Below are 13,735 nucleotides of genomic sequence, written 5' to 3' on the forward strand. Positions count from 1 at the left end.
TGGAGTTGTCGTCGTGACCGAGTCCGCTGTGAAGCCCACGTCCCCGGTCCAAGCCCCGCCGGTGGTGGTGGCTCGGGGGCTCACCAAGACCTACGACACCGGCGGCAGCCAGGTGCACGCCCTCGCCGGTGTGGACGTGGAGTTCCACCGGGGCGCGTTCACCGCGATCATGGGCCCCTCCGGGTCGGGCAAGTCGACCCTGATGCACTGCCTGGCCGGGCTGGACGTCCCCACCTCCGGCACCGTGCACCTGGGCCGCACCCAGATCACGGGGATGCGTGACGCCGAGCTGACACTGCTGCGCCGCGACCGGATCGGCTTCATCTTCCAGTCGTTCAACCTGCTGCCGATGCTGACCGCCGAGCAGAACATCCTGCTCCCCTCGCAGATCGCCAAGCGCAAGGTCGACCAGCAGCGCTTCGACCACATCATCGACGTGGTGGGGCTGCGCGACCGGCTCGACCACCTGCCCACCAAGCTCTCCGGCGGGCAGCAGCAGCGCGTGGCGGTCGCCCGCGCCCTGCTCAACGCCCCCGAGGTCGTCTACGCGGACGAGCCCACCGGCAACCTGGACTCCCGTTCGGGTGCCGAGGTGCTGGCCTTCCTGCGCGACTCGGCCAAGGACCTGAACCAGACCATCGTCATGGTGACGCACGACCCGGTCGCGGCCTCCTACGCCGACCGCGTGGTCTTCCTGCGGGACGGCAGCCTGGTGGACGAGGTCCACGCGCCCACCGCCGAGGTCGTCTCCGAGCGCCTGCTGAAGCTGGAGGCCTGACCTCCATGCTCCGCACCACACTCGCCGGGCTCAGGCTCCACAAGTCCCGGTACGTCACCACCGTCCTAGCCATCCTGCTGGGCGTCATGTTCGTGTCGGGGACGCTGGTCTTCGCCGACACCCTCAAGGCCAGCTACGAGAAGTCCGTGATGGGGTCGGCGACCAGTGTCGACGCCATCGCCGTCCCCGAGGCGGGGGAGGGTGAGGACGAGGACGGCTTCCCGCTGGAGCCGGTTCCCTTCACCGACTCCGTGCTGGACGAGATCCGCGCCCTGCCCGAGGTCGCCGGGGCCGACGGCCTGGTCCGGGGCGAGGCCGTGCTCCTGGACGCCGAGGGCCGCGCGTTCGGCTTCACACCTCCCGCCGCCGTCGCGTTCGGCGAGACCAGCCGGTTCTCCGCCAGCGAGGGGGAACTGCCCTCCTCCGACGAGGAGATCGCGCTGGCCACCTCGACCGCCGACCAGACCGGCTTCGAGGTCGGTGACACCGTCACGGTGCTCGACCCCGAGCAGGAGAAGCGCGAGTTCACCGTCACCGGCCTGGTCGACTTCGGTGTCGACCCGAGTTACAGCTTCGGCGGCGCGGTGGTCTTCGCCCCGGACACCGTCCAGGGGATGACCGGCGCCTCGGGTTACTCCGAGATCGACGTGCGCGCGGCCGAGGGCTCCACCGACGAGGACGCCGCCGAGGCGGTCGCCGCCGTGACCGGTACCGAGGTGCAGACCGGCGCCGCCTTCGGCGAGGAGATGGCCACGAGCGCGGGCGCCCAGACCGAGGTGCTGCGCGTCGCTCTGCTGCTCTTCGGCGTCATCGCGATGTTCGTCGCCGGGATCGTCATCTACAACACCTTCGCGATCCTCATCGCGCAGCGTCAGCGTGAGCTGGCCCTGCTGCGCTGTGTGGGCGCCAAGCGCGGCCAGGTCTTCCGTTCCGTGCTGGGCGAGTCGTTCGTGGTGGGCCTGGTGGCCTCCGCGCTCGGTGTGCTGGCCGGTGTGGGCGTCGGCGCGGCCGGTGCCCGGTTCGGCGGACAGCTGATGGGCTCCGACGTCACCGCGTCCGTGGTGGTCAGCCCGACCGCCGTGATCGTGGGCCTGCTGGTCGGCACCCTGATGACCGTGTTCTCCGCGCTGGTTCCGGCCACCCGGGCCACCCGTGTGGCGCCGCTGGCCGCCCTGCGCACCAGCGCCACCGCCTCCGGGCTGGAGAAGGGCACCGGGTGGGTGCGCGTGGTGTTCGGCCTGCTGGCCTTCGCCGCCTCCGCCGGGCTGGTCGCGCTGAGCCAGAGCATGGGCCCGGACCCGAACGGCCTGTTCGTCGTGACCGGTGCCGCCCTGATCGCCTTCGTCGGCGTGGTCGTCCTCGGTCCCCTGCTGGTGCGCGGCATCGTCAGGGTGGTCGGCGTCCCGCTGCGGCGGGTGGGCGTTCCCAGCATGCTGGCGGTGGACAACTCCACCCGGAGCCCGCGCCGCGCGGCGACCGCGATGATCGCGCTGACGGTGGGCGCCACGCTCATCACCGGCTACTCGGTGATCAGCACCTCCTTCGAGTCCACGCTGACCAAACAGCTCGACGAGCAGTTCCCGGTGGACTACCAGATCAGCGCCCAGTACGCCCCGGAGGGGCAGAACGCCGCCGCACCGGAGGAGGGCGTCGACGGCGCCGAGGACGGTGCCGAGGGCACCGTCGAGGGAGAGGGCACCGAGGACGCGGCCCGGGCGGCCCAGGAGGGCGACCCTGTCGAGGGTGCCGTCGAAGGCCCCGTGGAGGAGACCGGCCCGGAAGAGGGAGTCTCCGAGGACGCGGTCGAGGAGGAGAGCACCGAGGCGCTCGTCCCGCAGGAGGTCCAGGAGAAGCTGTCCGAGAGCCCGCTGCTCGAGAAGGTCATGGCGCAGCGTTCCACCTTCATCGAGGACGACTCCGACCCGACCGCCATGGGTCTGCCGGTGATGGCCTACTACGGTGCTGAGATCGGCGTCGACATCAAGGACGAGACGGTCGAAGGCGACCTGACCGACCTGGAGTCGGGCAAGGTGGTCGTGACCCAGACCTACGCGGAGGGCCGGAGCGTGGGTGACACGTTCACCGTTCCCGCCCCCAGCGGGGACCTCGACCTGGAGATCGTCGCGATCGCCGAGGACGGTGCCGCCTTCTGGGGCGCGGTCGTCACCTCCGAGGACTTCTCGGCGGCCTTCCCGGAGATCAGGGACAGCCAGTTCCTGCACCTGCGCGCCGCCGACGGCGCCGACGCGGCGCAGGTGCGCGAGGCCGTCTACGCGGCGGTCGACGAGTACCCGATGGTGCAGGTCATGTCAGTCGCGGAGATGAAGAACCAGTTCTCCGAGATGATGAACATCGCCTTCTACTCCATCGCGGCGATGCTGGGCCTGGCGATCATCATCGCGGTGTTCGGTATCTCCAACACGATGGCGCTGTCCGTCCTGGAGCGCACCCGGGAGTCCGCCCTGCTGCGGGCGCTGGGCCTGGGCAAGGGGCAGCTGCGCCGGATGCTGAGCGTCGAGGCCGTGCTGCTGTGCCTGATCGGCGCGGGCATCGGCATCTCCCTGGGCGTGCTGTTCGGCTGGGCGGCCGGTGCCGCGGTCCTGCCGGGCCTGGTGTTCAGCGTCCCGGTCGCGCAGATCGCGGTGTTCATCGCGATCGCCGTGCTGGCCGGGCTGTTGGCCGCGGTCCTGCCCGCCCGGCGGGCCGCCGGGACCTCGATCACCGGAGCGCTCGCCAGCGAGTAGCCGGCGGTCAAGACCGCACAGGACGACGAAAAGTCGGCGCGGGCCCCCTCCTCCGGGAGGGGGCCCGCTCCTATGGTGGCGGTAGTCCTGGGAGGTGTGTCGTATGAGTGGTTCGGTGCCGGTGCCCGCCGGTCAGGTGGCGTGGGGGACGCCCGCGGCCCGGTGGATGCTCACCGCGACGGTCCTGGGTTCGGGGATGGCGTTCCTGGACTCCACGGTGGTGACGGTGGCGCTCCCCGCGATCCAGGGGGACCTCGGCACGGGGTTGGCCGGGCTCCAGTGGATCGTCAACGGGTACATGGTCACCCTCTCCGCGCTGATCCTGCTGAGCGGCTCGCTCTCGGACCGGTTCGGTCGGGTGCGGCTGTTCATGGCGGGTGTGGCGGTGTTCGCGCTGGCGTCGGCGCTGTGCACGTTCGCGCCGGACCTGGGGTGGCTGGTCGCCGGGCGGGTGATCCAGGGGGTGGGCGGCGCGCTGTTGACCCCGGGGAGCCTGGCCATCCTCCAGGCGGGTTTCCGGGAGGACGACCGGGCGCGGGCGATCGGCGCGTGGTCGGGCCTGACCGGTGTGGCGGCGGCGGTGGGGCCGTTCGTCGGCGGTTGGCTCGTGCAGATCGGTGACTGGCGCCTGATCTTCCTCATCAACCTGCCGGTCGCGGTCGTGGTGCTGCTGATCGCCCGGTTCCGTGTGCCGGAGTCGCGGGACACCTCCAGCCAGGGGCGTTTGGACTACGGCGGGGCGCTGCTGGGCGTGGTGGCGTTGGCGGGCGTCACGTACGCGCTGATCCAGTGGGGCGCGGTGGGTCCCACCCCCGCCGTGTGGACCGGCGCGGTCGTGGGTGTGGCGGCGCTGGCGGTGTTCGTGTTCGTGGAGGCGCGCACCGCCTCCCCCATGCTTCCGCTGGGGCTGTTCCGCTCCCTGCCGTTCAGCGTGACCAACGGGGCCACGGTGCTGATCTACGGTTCGCTGGGTCCGCTGCTGTTTCTGTTGGTGATCTTCCTCCAGGAGGTGGCGGGCTACTCCCCCGTCGCCGCCGGGGCCGCGTCGTTGCCGATCACCTTGTTGATGCTGCTGTTGTCGGCGCGATCGGGCAGGCTCGCCTCGCGGATCGGGCCGCGGACGCAGCTGGTGGTCGGTCCCCTGCTGCTGGCCGTCGGGTTCGCGGTGCTGTCCCGGCTGCACGGCGACGCCCCGTACCTGACCGGGGTGCTGCCGGGGGTGCTGCTGGTCGCGCTGGGTCTGTCCACGACCGTGGCCCCGCTGACGGCCACCGTGCTCGCCTCGGTTCCGGAGCGGCACGCGGGGCTGGCGTCGGGGGTCAACAACACGTTCGCCCGGGGCGCGCAGCTGATCGGGGTGGCGGCGGTACCGGTGCTGGCCGGAATCGGCGGGTCCGGCGGCCAGGGGGCGGGGTCGCAGGGGCACTCGGCGTCGCTGGCGACGGGGTTCGGCACGGCCATGCTGATCCTCGCGGGCCTGTGTGTGGTGGCGTCGTTGTGTGCCCTGGTGCTGCCGCGCGGTCGGATGCCGGAGGCGGCCGAGGCGGCCGGGCGGGGTTCCCTGCCCGAGGAGACCAGTGCGGTGGAACCGCTCGGCGAGGAGCAGCCGGTGCGGTTCTGCGGCGTGACCGGCCCGCCGCTGCGCTCCTGTCCGGGGTCGACCGCCGGGAACGGCGGCGGCCGTACGGAGCGCTGAGGACGGTCAGGTCCCGTGCCCCTCCGGGGGCCGGTCGTTGACGGCGTCGGGGTCGAGGACCACGCTCAGCGCCTCCTCCTCGGCGCTGCGGTACCCGCCCCAGCGCTGTCGGGGGACGACGCCGGTGCGTTCGGCCCGCACCTCTTCGGTGATGCCGAGGCCGCCGCGGCTGTCGTCGTCCTCGAAGTCGTAGCTGAGGATGTCGAAGTCGGGGTCCAGTACGCGCTCTCGTTGGGCGACCTCGGTCTCCTGGGGATCGTCTCCGAGGTCCAGGTCCACGTCGTAGGGTCGTTCGGTCACGTTGTCCGCCTCCCTACCAGGGTCATCCCCGCTTTGACCTCGAAGATCACATGTGTTGGCGATCCTGTGGACAACACCCCGGGACCATGCGCGCGTCGGGTGACGGTCCGCGCGTCGCAGGACCGTCCGCGCGTCCGGGGCCCGGGCGGGACGCCCGACGGAGTAGCGCGGGTGTCCGGCGGCGCCGGTGCGGTCCGCCGCCGGGAGACGGCAGACGCGGCGGGGCCCCGGGAACGCGGCGGTTCCCGGGGCCCGACGGGCTCAGGACTCGTCCTCCTCGTGGACCGCCTCCGCCTCGGCGCCGGGTTCGTCGAGCTCGAAGTCCTCGCGCGGGATGACGTCGTCGCGCTCCTCCCGCACCTCCTGGTCGATGCCGCGCTCGGTGGCGGCGCTCTCGTCCTCGAAGGTGTACCCGTACACGGGCGCGTCCGGGTTCTGGCGGCTCTCGGCCTCGGCGATCTCGCTCTCCTGGGGGTCCTCCCCCATGTCGGCGTCCACGTCGTAGGGCTGTTCGGACATGTGGTCCCCCTCGCTCATCGTCCCGACCCCCGCAGGATCGCAGGTGAAGGGGCGCGCGCCCAAGGGGGACACGGTCAGCGTCTGGCGTTCTCCGCGCGGCGCAGGCGCAGCGGGCGCAGCGCCGCCTCCAGGGCGACCGCCCCGTCGAGCTTGCTCTGGCCGACGACGCGGTCCTCGAAGTGGATGGGGATCTCCATGATCTTCTGCCCGCGCCGGAACGCCCGGTAGTGCATCTCGACCTGGAAGGCGTAGCCGGTGCTCTCGATACTCGCCAGGTCCAGGACCTCCAGGGCGGGGGCGCGCCAGATCTTGAAACCGGCGGTGACGTCCTGGACGGGGATCGACAGCACCCGCTTGACGTAGGTGTTGGCCCACCCGCTGAGCAGGCGGCGGCGTAGGCCCCAGGCCTCGGAGAGGCTACCGCCGGGCACGTAACGGCTGCCGATGACCACCCCCGCGTTGGTGGAGTGCAGCGTGCCCAGGAGCTGGGGGACGTACCCCACCGGGTGGCTGAGGTCGGCGTCCATCTGCACGACGTACTCGGCCCCGTCCGCCAGGGCACGGGTCATGCCCTCCACGTAGGCGCGGCCGAGCCCGTCCTTGCGGGTGCGGTGCACCACGGAAAGCCGCCCGCCGAGCTCCGCCGCGAGCTTGTCGGCGACCTCGCCGGTGCCGTCCGGGGAGTTGTCGTCCACCACGACGACCCGCAGCCGGGGCAGGTCCAGCGCCATGAGCTGCGCCACCAGGACCGGCAGGTTCCCGGCCTCGTCGTAGGTGGGCACGACCACGGTCAGGGCCGAGCTCCGCCAGGGCTCGGGCAGCGCCACCGGTTCGGGGGTGATCCGCACCGGAGCGGTCGGGGGCGTCGGGTCGGTGGGCATGCGCGGCGACTCCTGGGGTGGGTGGACGTCGGGTCTGGCAGGGGCGTCCAGGATCACTCATGGAACGCTCACCACACAATAGGTGTGGCCGGTACGGTACGCGCCTGCCTCCGGGGCCGGGCCGCGGGCCCCCGGTACGTCACTGGCCGCGTTCGCCGGCGACCACGGTGACGTGGACGAGGGCGCCGGTCTCCTCCAGGGTCATCAGCACCTCGGGGTCGGCGCTGCTGTCGGTGACCAGGTGGGCGATCTCCTCGGGGGCGACGGTCGGCACCATGGTGTCCGCGCCGACCTTGGTGTGGTCGGCGAGCACGATGGTCTCCTCCGCGCAGGCGGACAGCGCCCGGTCCACGCTGGCCACGGCGGGGTTGGGGGTGCTCAGCCCGCGATCGGCGCTGACCCCGTTGCCGGACAGGAAGGCGCGGTTGACCCGCAGGCCCGCCAGGGACTCCTCGGCGGCCGTGCCGACGAGCGCCCGGGTGGGGGCGTACAGGGTGCCGCCGGTCATCACGACCTCGATCCCCATGGCCCCGGCGAGCACGTCGGCGACCCGGAGGGAGTTGGTGACGACGGTGAGGTCGCCGTGGCCCAGGAGCGCCCGGGCGAAGGCCTCGGCAGTGCTGCCGGGACCGATGGTGACGGCGTCGCCGGGACGTACCAGGCGGGCCGCGACGGCGGCGATGGCGGCCTTCTCGGCGGCGCACTGCCCGCTCTTGCCCGCGTAGCTCTGTTCGTGGCCCATCCGGCCGGGCAGCGCCGCGCCGCCCCGGCGGCGGTCGAGCAGACCCTCGGCCTCCATGGCGCGGACGTCGCGCCGGACGGTGACCTCCGAGGCGCGGACCTTGGCGGCGAGGTCGCGCAGGGACATGCTGCCGTTGGCCCGCACCAGTTCCAGGATGCGTTCCCGGCGTTCGGCGGCGAAGGCGGGACGGCTCTCTTCGGTCATGGGTACGGGCCCACCCTTTCCGTACTGGTCGTGGCGCACGGCGGGGGGCCGCGCACACCTAGAGTACGGAGCGGTCCCGGGTGGGGTGCGCCTCGCTCTCCGGCCTGTCGGAGAGGAGGGTGACGAGGAAGAGCACGGTGAGGGCGACGAGGCCGACGAGTGCTCCGGCACCGAGCATCATGACGACGGACATCTGGGCCTCCAAGGGGGGCGGGCTGACCTGCCACTTACCGGATGCCCCGTTTGGCTTGGGCTCACACCACCGATCGCCGGGAAGATCGGCGACAATGGGGGGCATGACGCTCAGCTCCGCGCCCCTCGACTCCACGGTGTGGTGGGCCCACACCTCTTCCGCGAGCGAACGCCTGCTGCGGTTGCTGGACCGCTCCGAACGCGAACGCCAGGAGCGCTTCCGGCTCCAGGCCGACCGCGACCGCCACCTGCTGGGGCGTGCCCTGTCCCGGCTGGTCCTGGCCGACCGGACCGGCTGCGCCCCGGAGCGGGTCGCCTTCGAGCTGCGCTGCCGGTCCTGTGAGGACAAGGCGAGGACCGGCGCGCAGGCGCCGCCGGGCGTGCGGGAGGAGCCGCACGGCAAGCCCGTGCCCACGGGAGCCGCCCTGGGGTGGGAGGTCTCGGTCAGCCACTCAGGTGAGTGGGTGGTGCTGGCCCTGGCCCGGGAGACGCCGGTGGGCGTGGACGTGGAACGGGTCTCGGAGGCGCGGGACCTGGCCGGGTTGGCCGGGTACGCGCTGGCCGACAGCGAGCAGGAGGCGTGGAAGGCCATGCCCGAGGCGGACCGGACGGCGGCGTTCTTCGGCTACTGGGCGCGCAAGGAGGCGCTGCTCAAGGCGACCGGGCTCGGACTGTCCGGCGGTCTGCGCCGGGTGGCGGTCAGCGCTCCGGACGCGCGGGCCCGGCTGCTGTCCTGGGAGGGCGGCGGCGGCCCGGGGGCGGCGTGGCTGTCGGACCTGGACGGGGGCCCGCAGTACCGCGCGGCTCTGGCGGTGCTCACCGATCGCGAGGTGCGGTTGACGGTGCAGCCCGCCGACCGCACCGCCGACCTCCTGCGGGGGTGACCGGACCGGCCCCGGCCGGGCGTCAGCCCTCCTTGGCCAGGTGGCGGCTGATCACCAGGCGCTGCACCTGGTTGGTGCCCTCCACGATCTGGAGCACCTTGGCCTCGCGCATGTAGCGTTCGACCGGGAAGTCACGGGTGTACCCGTAGCCGCCGAACACCTGGACGGCGTCCGTGGTGACCCGCATCGCGGTGTCGCTGGCCATCAGCTTGGCCATGGCGGCCCGCTTGCCGAAGGGGCGGCCCGCGTCGCGCAGGCGTGCCGCGGACAGGTAGAGCTCCCGCGAGGCGGCGACCTGCGTGGCCATGTCGGCCAGCAGGAATCCGATCCCCTGGAAGTCGCCGATCGCCCCGCCGAACTGCTGGCGCTCCCGGGAGTAGGAGACCGCGGCGTCGAGCGCGGCCTGGGCCAGCCCCACCGCGCACGCGGCGATGCCCAGGCGGCCGGAGTCCAGTGCGGCCAGGGCGATCCCGAACCCCTTCCCCTCCTCCCCCACCAGCGCGTCCCCGCCCAGCTCGACGTCGTCCAGGAGCACGCCCGCGGTGGGCGAGGAGCGCATGCCCATCTTGTGTTCGGGTGCGGCCGCCCCGAGCCCGGGGGTGTCCGCCGGGACGTGGAAGCAGCTGATGCCGCGCGGGCCCGAGTCCGGGGCGCCGGTACGGGCGAACAGCGTGTAGTAGTCGGCCCGGCCCCCGTGGGTGATCCACGCCTTGGCACCGTTGACCCGGTAGCCCTCACCGTCGCGTTCGGCCCGGGTGGTCATCGCGGCGGCGTCGGAACCGGAGGAGGTCTCGGACAGGCAGTAGGCGCCCAGGAGTTCGCCGCCGACCATCGCGGGGAGGTGGGCGGCCCGCTGGTCCGCGCTACCGAAGGCGGCGAGCGGGTAGCAGGAGAGCGTGTGGACGCTGACGCCCAGGCCGACGGCGAGCCAGCCCCGGGCCAGCTCCTCCACGACCTGGAGGTAGACCTCGTAGGGCTGGTCGCCGCCGCCGTACTCCCCCGGGTACGGCAGCCCGAGCAGTCCGGCCCGTCCCAGCGTGGTGAAGACGTCGCGGGGGAAGACCGACCCCTCCTCGTCCCCGGCCGCGCGCGGGGCGATCTCCTTGTCCACGAGTTCCCCGGTCAGCTCCAGGAGCTGTTCGGCCTCGGGTGTGTGCAGCGTGCGTTCGACCGCCATGAACTCTCCCACTGTCGCGCGCCCAGGTGCGCCTCGGACCGACCGGCTCCGCGGGTTACCGTCGAAGTAGTAGGTCGTCCAACTATATGGTGACGCACGGCACCTTATCCCAACGAACCACGCGGAGGGCGTGTCAGGCCCTCCGGAACGGCCTCGTTGGACGAACACGCCCGAAAGGGACACATCACCAGACGGGACGCGTGCCCCGCCGCGCCCGACCCCCGCGTCTGTACACGGAGGCCCCCGGCGCCCTAGATTCCACGCATGGACCTCGAACTCCGCCATCTCCGTACGATCTGCCTCCTGGCCGACACCGGCAGCGTCACGAAGGCGGCCGCAGCGCTGTCCACGTCGCAGCCCGCGCTGACGACGCAGTTGCAAAGGATCGAACGCGAGGTGGGCGGGCCGCTGTTCCATCGGGGGCGCTCGGGCGTGCGCCCCACCGAGCTCGGCGATTTCGTCCTGGTCAGGGCCCGCGCGGTGCTCCTGTCCATGGACGACCTGACGCACGACATCACGGCGCGCGGGGCCTCGCCGAGCACGCTGCGCGTAGGTGGGGTCGGCCCGCTCACCGTGGAGCTGTCGGCCCGACTGCCCGAGGTCTTCCCCGGCGTCCCGGTGCACGTGCGCACCGAGTACTCGCCCAAACTGGTCACCGACCTGGTGCGGGCCGGCCGGCTGGACCTGGGCACCACCATCGACTACGTCGACCGCGACCTGCCCACTGACGGTCCGCTGGCCTGGGCGATGCTCGCGGTCGACCCCCTGCACGTGGCGCTGTGGGCCGACCACCCGCTGGCGCGGGAGGCCTCCGTGCGCCTGGAGGACCTCGCCGAGTGCCCGTGGGCGCTGACCCCGCCGGACGGCACGGGGTGGCCCGAGTGCTTCTACCTGGCGTGCCAGCGGGCCGGGTTCAGCCCTGAGGTGCCCTACCGGCTGTACGAGAGGTCGGAGATCCGCGACCTCATCGCCCGCCGCCGGGCGGTCGCGCCGTGCCAGGCGGACTTCGAGTCGGGTCGAGGCGTGGTCGTCCGACCGCTGGAGGGGGCGCCCATACAGCTTCGGCACCTACTGGTCTGGCGCCGCGACAGCCCGGTCGACCAGGCCTCGGACGGCGTCGCCCGGATCGCCCGCGAGATCCTCGACCGCACGCCCCTGGGCGGTGCTCCCCACGAGATCCTCGACCGCACGCCCCTGGGCCGTGCTCCCCACGGGAACCGGTACGCGCACGACGCCGACGAGCGCCCGACCGTTCGGCCCGACCGTCCGTGACCGGCGGGTCGGCACCGACCCCGCCCCTCAGGTCCCCGGACCGCTCGGGGGCGACGCGGACCCGGTCGCGCAGGGCGGCGGCGACGGTGCGGCGAACGTAGGGCCAGCGCAGGCGCAGGGCGTTGGCGCGCGAGAACTCCCCCGTGAGGCTGTTGCCCAGGACCACTCCGGTGGTGGCTCGGGGCAGGCCCTCACCTCCGGGGTGGCCGGCGTCGGCCAGGGCGCGGGCGGCCGTTTCGAGGGCGAGCCAGTGCGTCATGCCCGTCGAACGGAACGTGCTTCCGGCGATCCGGTGTTTCCTCCGGTCGAAAGCGAAATCCCGCAGGAGGGCGGCCCGGTCGGAATAGAAACGGTCGCGCGCGTCCGGGTCGTGCGACCAGTAGTCGTCCAGGCTCAGGCGTTCGGCGGGGAGCGCGCGGAAGGCCCGACGGCCCGCCAACACGTTCTCCCACAGCTGTTCGGGCGTGTCGGCGTCCGCGTAGCAGAGGCCGATGCCCACGATCGCGATCCGTTCGCCGCCCATGGGGCACCTCCGGTCCGTGGGGACAACTGGAATGTCTTCTCTTCGCGCGCTCCAGCATGAATCGGCGCACGTTCGCTTTCTTCTCCGTTTTTGCGAAGCGCGCGCGTTTATGCGGTAACGGCGTTATATTCCGTGGTTCGGCCGCCTCTTTTCCGGAGGGACCGTCGAAGGCGTTCGCGCGACCGGCCGGTCAGCCGTGGGGGTTACCCGCGGTTGCAGGCACCGGGCCCGTTCGTATGATGTTTACCAGCCGGTAACGTACTGGCGAGTAGGCGACGCCGCCTCACTCTCCCTCTCCCTCTCCCTCTCCCTCTCCCGAGCACGAAGCCGCTTTCCCCCACGGGCCGTCAGGCCCCCCGTTGCGAAGGCACAACGAGTTCAGGAATCCACCATGCGCACACTGGGAACAGCCGCCGCGGCACTGGCCGTCGCGGTCCTCGCCGCCTCCTGCTCCGGCACCGAGACGGCCGACGAGGACACCGCCCCCGGCGGCACCACCACGGGGGTCACCGACGACAGCGTCGTCATCGGGACCCACCAACCGCTGACCGGACCGGCCTCCCCGGGGTTCGTGCACGTCTCCGCCGGAGCGAGCGCCGTCTTCGACTACGTCAACGACAACGGCGGCATCCACGGCCGGACGATCGACTACCGGGTCGAGGACGACGGATTCGACCCCGCACGGACCATGGAGGTCACTCGCTCCCTCATCGACGACGACGAGATCTTCGCCCTGCTCGGCGGGCTGGGCACCCCCACCCACGAGTCGGTCCTGGAGGAGCTCAACGACGAGGGCGTCCCCGACCTCTTCGTCTCGTCCGGCGCCCTGGCCTGGGACCAGCCCGAGGAGTACCCCTACAGCTACGGCTTCCAGGTGGACTACTCCAAGGAGGCCAAGGTCCAGGGCGCCTACATCGCCGAGAACTACCCCGGTGACGACGTCGGCCTGCTCTACCAGAACGACGACGTGGGACCGGCCTCCCACGCGGGGATCGAGCAGTACCTGGTCGACGACATCGTCGCCTGGGAGTCCTACGACCCCGGTGTGCCCGAACTCGGCGGCCAGGTCGCCGAGCTCAAGGCGTCCGGCGCCGACGTGGCGGTCTGCTACTGCATCCCGGCCTTCCTCGGCCTGGCGATCCTGGAGGCCGAGGCGATCGGCTACCAACCCCAGTGGGTGGCGCCCAGCTTCGGCGGCGACGTGGCCATCGTCGACCAGCTCATCGGCGAGTACGCCAAGGGCACCCCCGCCGAGGACATCCCCCCGGAGACCCTCACCGACGGGCTCGTCATCACCGCCTTCCTCCCGATGGCGGCCCAGACCGACGACCCGTGGACCGCCTTCTACCGGGAGATCCACGAGCAGTACAACGACGGCGCCCCCTTCACCGACACCACCGTGTACGGCATGGTCCAGGCGACCCTCTTCGCCCAGCTCCTGATGGAGGTCGGACCGGATCTGGACCGTGAACGACTGCTGGAGACGTTGAACTCCCGCGAGTGGACCGGGCCCGGACTGGTGCCGTTCGCGGCCACGGAGAACGACCACAGCGGCTACTCCGGGGTGATGGTCGTCCAGAATCACGCCGGCGAAGAGCCCGAGATCCTCCAGGAGCCCCGGGTCACCGACAGCGACGGCGGAGAGATCCTCCCCTTCGAGTTGGACCGCCCGGACCCCGACGAGGTGCCCCTGTTCCAGTGAGCACGGCGCGGGCGCGGGCCGTACCGGATCACGAGGGGCTTCGGAGTGGAAGGGTCCATGAGCGGCGGCGGCCTCGGAGCGCTAGGGATTCTGTGCACCGAACGAGGCGTCTGAACGGGTT

12 protein-coding genes and 1 pseudogene are annotated in these 13,735 nt (G+C 72.1%); 6 read left to right on the forward strand and 7 right to left on the reverse strand.

Annotation, left to right across the window (positions count from 1 at the left end; genetic code table 11):
- The first annotated feature begins 13 nt into the window (after nucleotides 1–13).
- The 3 genes from ABZ635_RS22845 (at nucleotide 14) to ABZ635_RS22855 (ending at nucleotide 5,218) form a co-directional block, all read left to right on the forward strand.
- A complete protein-coding gene (locus tag ABZ635_RS22845) occupies nucleotides 14–778 on the forward strand; it encodes an ABC transporter ATP-binding protein (RefSeq protein WP_357768686.1) in 765 nt (254 codons plus the stop codon).
- Between the two features lie 5 nt (nucleotides 779–783).
- Nucleotides 784–3,522 (forward strand): FtsX-like permease family protein, encoded by a 2,739-nt coding sequence (locus tag ABZ635_RS22850; RefSeq protein ID WP_357768688.1) that lies wholly within the window; start codon nucleotides 784–786, stop codon nucleotides 3,520–3,522.
- Between the two features lie 103 nt (nucleotides 3,523–3,625).
- Nucleotides 3,626–5,218, forward strand: coding sequence for an MFS transporter (locus ABZ635_RS22855; protein ID WP_357768690.1), 1,593 nt, complete (start codon nucleotides 3,626–3,628; stop codon nucleotides 5,216–5,218).
- A gap of 6 nt (nucleotides 5,219–5,224) precedes the next feature.
- Here the strand turns inward: ABZ635_RS22855 and ABZ635_RS22860 are convergent, their stop codons facing one another.
- The 5 genes from ABZ635_RS22860 to ABZ635_RS22880 all read right to left on the reverse strand — a co-directional run bounded on the left by ABZ635_RS22860 (nucleotide 5,225) and on the right by ABZ635_RS22880 (nucleotide 8,057).
- Entirely contained in the window at nucleotides 5,225–5,518 is a 294-nt protein-coding gene (locus tag ABZ635_RS22860; RefSeq protein ID WP_357768692.1) for a hypothetical protein, read from the reverse strand.
- 261 nt (nucleotides 5,519–5,779) lie between these two features.
- Nucleotides 5,780–6,037 (reverse strand): hypothetical protein, encoded by a 258-nt coding sequence (locus tag ABZ635_RS22865; RefSeq protein WP_357768694.1) that lies wholly within the window; start codon nucleotides 6,035–6,037, stop codon nucleotides 5,780–5,782.
- A 74-nt stretch (nucleotides 6,038–6,111) separates the two neighbouring features.
- Complete coding sequence (locus ABZ635_RS22870; RefSeq protein ID WP_357768696.1) at nucleotides 6,112–6,918, reverse strand: polyprenol monophosphomannose synthase; 807 nt, start codon at nucleotides 6,916–6,918, stop codon at nucleotides 6,112–6,114.
- A gap of 139 nt (nucleotides 6,919–7,057) precedes the next feature.
- Nucleotides 7,058–7,864: a DeoR/GlpR family DNA-binding transcription regulator gene (locus ABZ635_RS22875; RefSeq protein ID WP_357768698.1), complete on the reverse strand. Its 807-nt coding sequence runs from the start codon at nucleotides 7,862–7,864 to the stop codon at nucleotides 7,058–7,060.
- Nucleotides 7,865–7,922: 58 nt separating this feature from the next.
- Nucleotides 7,923–8,057 carry a hypothetical protein gene (locus ABZ635_RS22880; RefSeq protein ID WP_357768700.1) on the reverse strand — a complete coding sequence of 45 codons (135 nt, stop codon included), beginning with the start codon at nucleotides 8,055–8,057 and terminating at the stop codon, nucleotides 7,923–7,925.
- Between the two features lie 103 nt (nucleotides 8,058–8,160).
- On the opposite strand from ABZ635_RS22880, the gene ABZ635_RS22885 reads away from it, so the two are divergent.
- Complete coding sequence (locus ABZ635_RS22885) at nucleotides 8,161–8,940, forward strand: 4'-phosphopantetheinyl transferase superfamily protein (RefSeq protein ID WP_357768701.1); 780 nt, start codon at nucleotides 8,161–8,163, stop codon at nucleotides 8,938–8,940.
- A gap of 22 nt (nucleotides 8,941–8,962) precedes the next feature.
- On the opposite strand, the gene ABZ635_RS22890 is transcribed toward ABZ635_RS22885, so the two are convergent.
- On the reverse strand, nucleotides 8,963–10,117 hold the full coding sequence (locus tag ABZ635_RS22890) for an acyl-CoA dehydrogenase family protein (RefSeq protein WP_357768703.1): 1,155 nt from the start codon (nucleotides 10,115–10,117) through the stop codon (nucleotides 8,963–8,965).
- A gap of 264 nt (nucleotides 10,118–10,381) precedes the next feature.
- Between ABZ635_RS22890 and ABZ635_RS22895 the strand changes: the two genes are divergently transcribed.
- The gene (locus ABZ635_RS22895; protein ID WP_357768705.1) at nucleotides 10,382–11,389 is read left to right on the forward strand and encodes a LysR family transcriptional regulator; all 1,008 of its coding nucleotides are present in this window, start codon (nucleotides 10,382–10,384) and stop codon (nucleotides 11,387–11,389) included.
- Between the two features lie 148 nt (nucleotides 11,390–11,537).
- Here ABZ635_RS22895 and ABZ635_RS22900 read toward each other — a convergent pair.
- Nucleotides 11,538–11,912 (reverse strand): annotated as a pseudogene (locus ABZ635_RS22900) (beta-ketoacyl synthase N-terminal-like domain-containing protein); the annotation flags it as partial.
- Between the two features lie 391 nt (nucleotides 11,913–12,303).
- Between ABZ635_RS22900 and ABZ635_RS22905 the strand changes: the two are divergent.
- Nucleotides 12,304–13,614 (forward strand): ABC transporter substrate-binding protein, encoded by a 1,311-nt coding sequence (locus tag ABZ635_RS22905; protein WP_357768707.1) that lies wholly within the window; start codon nucleotides 12,304–12,306, stop codon nucleotides 13,612–13,614.
- Nucleotides 13,615–13,735: the final 121 nt, after the last annotated feature.

This window comes from Nocardiopsis sp. NPDC007018 (genome assembly GCF_040635075.1).
In the GTDB taxonomy this organism is placed as follows: Bacteria; Actinomycetota; Actinomycetes; order Streptosporangiales; family Streptosporangiaceae; genus Nocardiopsis.

Excerpts from the sequence above, each read along its gene's own strand:
- ABZ635_RS22850 (WP_357768688.1), top strand. The coding sequence starts at position 784 with ATGCTCCGCACCACACTCGCCGGGCTCAGGCTCCACAAGTCCCGGTAC.
- ABZ635_RS22855 (WP_357768690.1), top strand. The coding sequence starts at position 3,626 with ATGAGTGGTTCGGTGCCGGTGCCCGCCGGTCAGGTGGCGTGGGGGACG.
- ABZ635_RS22865 (WP_357768694.1), bottom strand. The coding sequence starts at position 6,037 with ATGTCCGAACAGCCCTACGACGTGGACGCCGACATGGGGGAGGACCCC.
- ABZ635_RS22870 (WP_357768696.1), bottom strand. The coding sequence starts at position 6,918 with ATGCCCACCGACCCGACGCCCCCGACCGCTCCGGTGCGGATCACCCCC.
- ABZ635_RS22875 (WP_357768698.1), bottom strand. The coding sequence starts at position 7,864 with ATGACCGAAGAGAGCCGTCCCGCCTTCGCCGCCGAACGCCGGGAACGC.
- ABZ635_RS22880 (WP_357768700.1), bottom strand. The coding sequence starts at position 8,057 with ATGTCCGTCGTCATGATGCTCGGTGCCGGAGCACTCGTCGGCCTCGTC.
- ABZ635_RS22885 (WP_357768701.1), top strand. The coding sequence starts at position 8,161 with ATGACGCTCAGCTCCGCGCCCCTCGACTCCACGGTGTGGTGGGCCCAC.
- ABZ635_RS22890 (WP_357768703.1), bottom strand. The coding sequence starts at position 10,117 with ATGGCGGTCGAACGCACGCTGCACACACCCGAGGCCGAACAGCTCCTG.
- ABZ635_RS22895 (WP_357768705.1), top strand. The coding sequence starts at position 10,382 with ATGGACCTCGAACTCCGCCATCTCCGTACGATCTGCCTCCTGGCCGAC.
- ABZ635_RS22905 (WP_357768707.1), top strand. The coding sequence starts at position 12,304 with ATGCGCACACTGGGAACAGCCGCCGCGGCACTGGCCGTCGCGGTCCTC.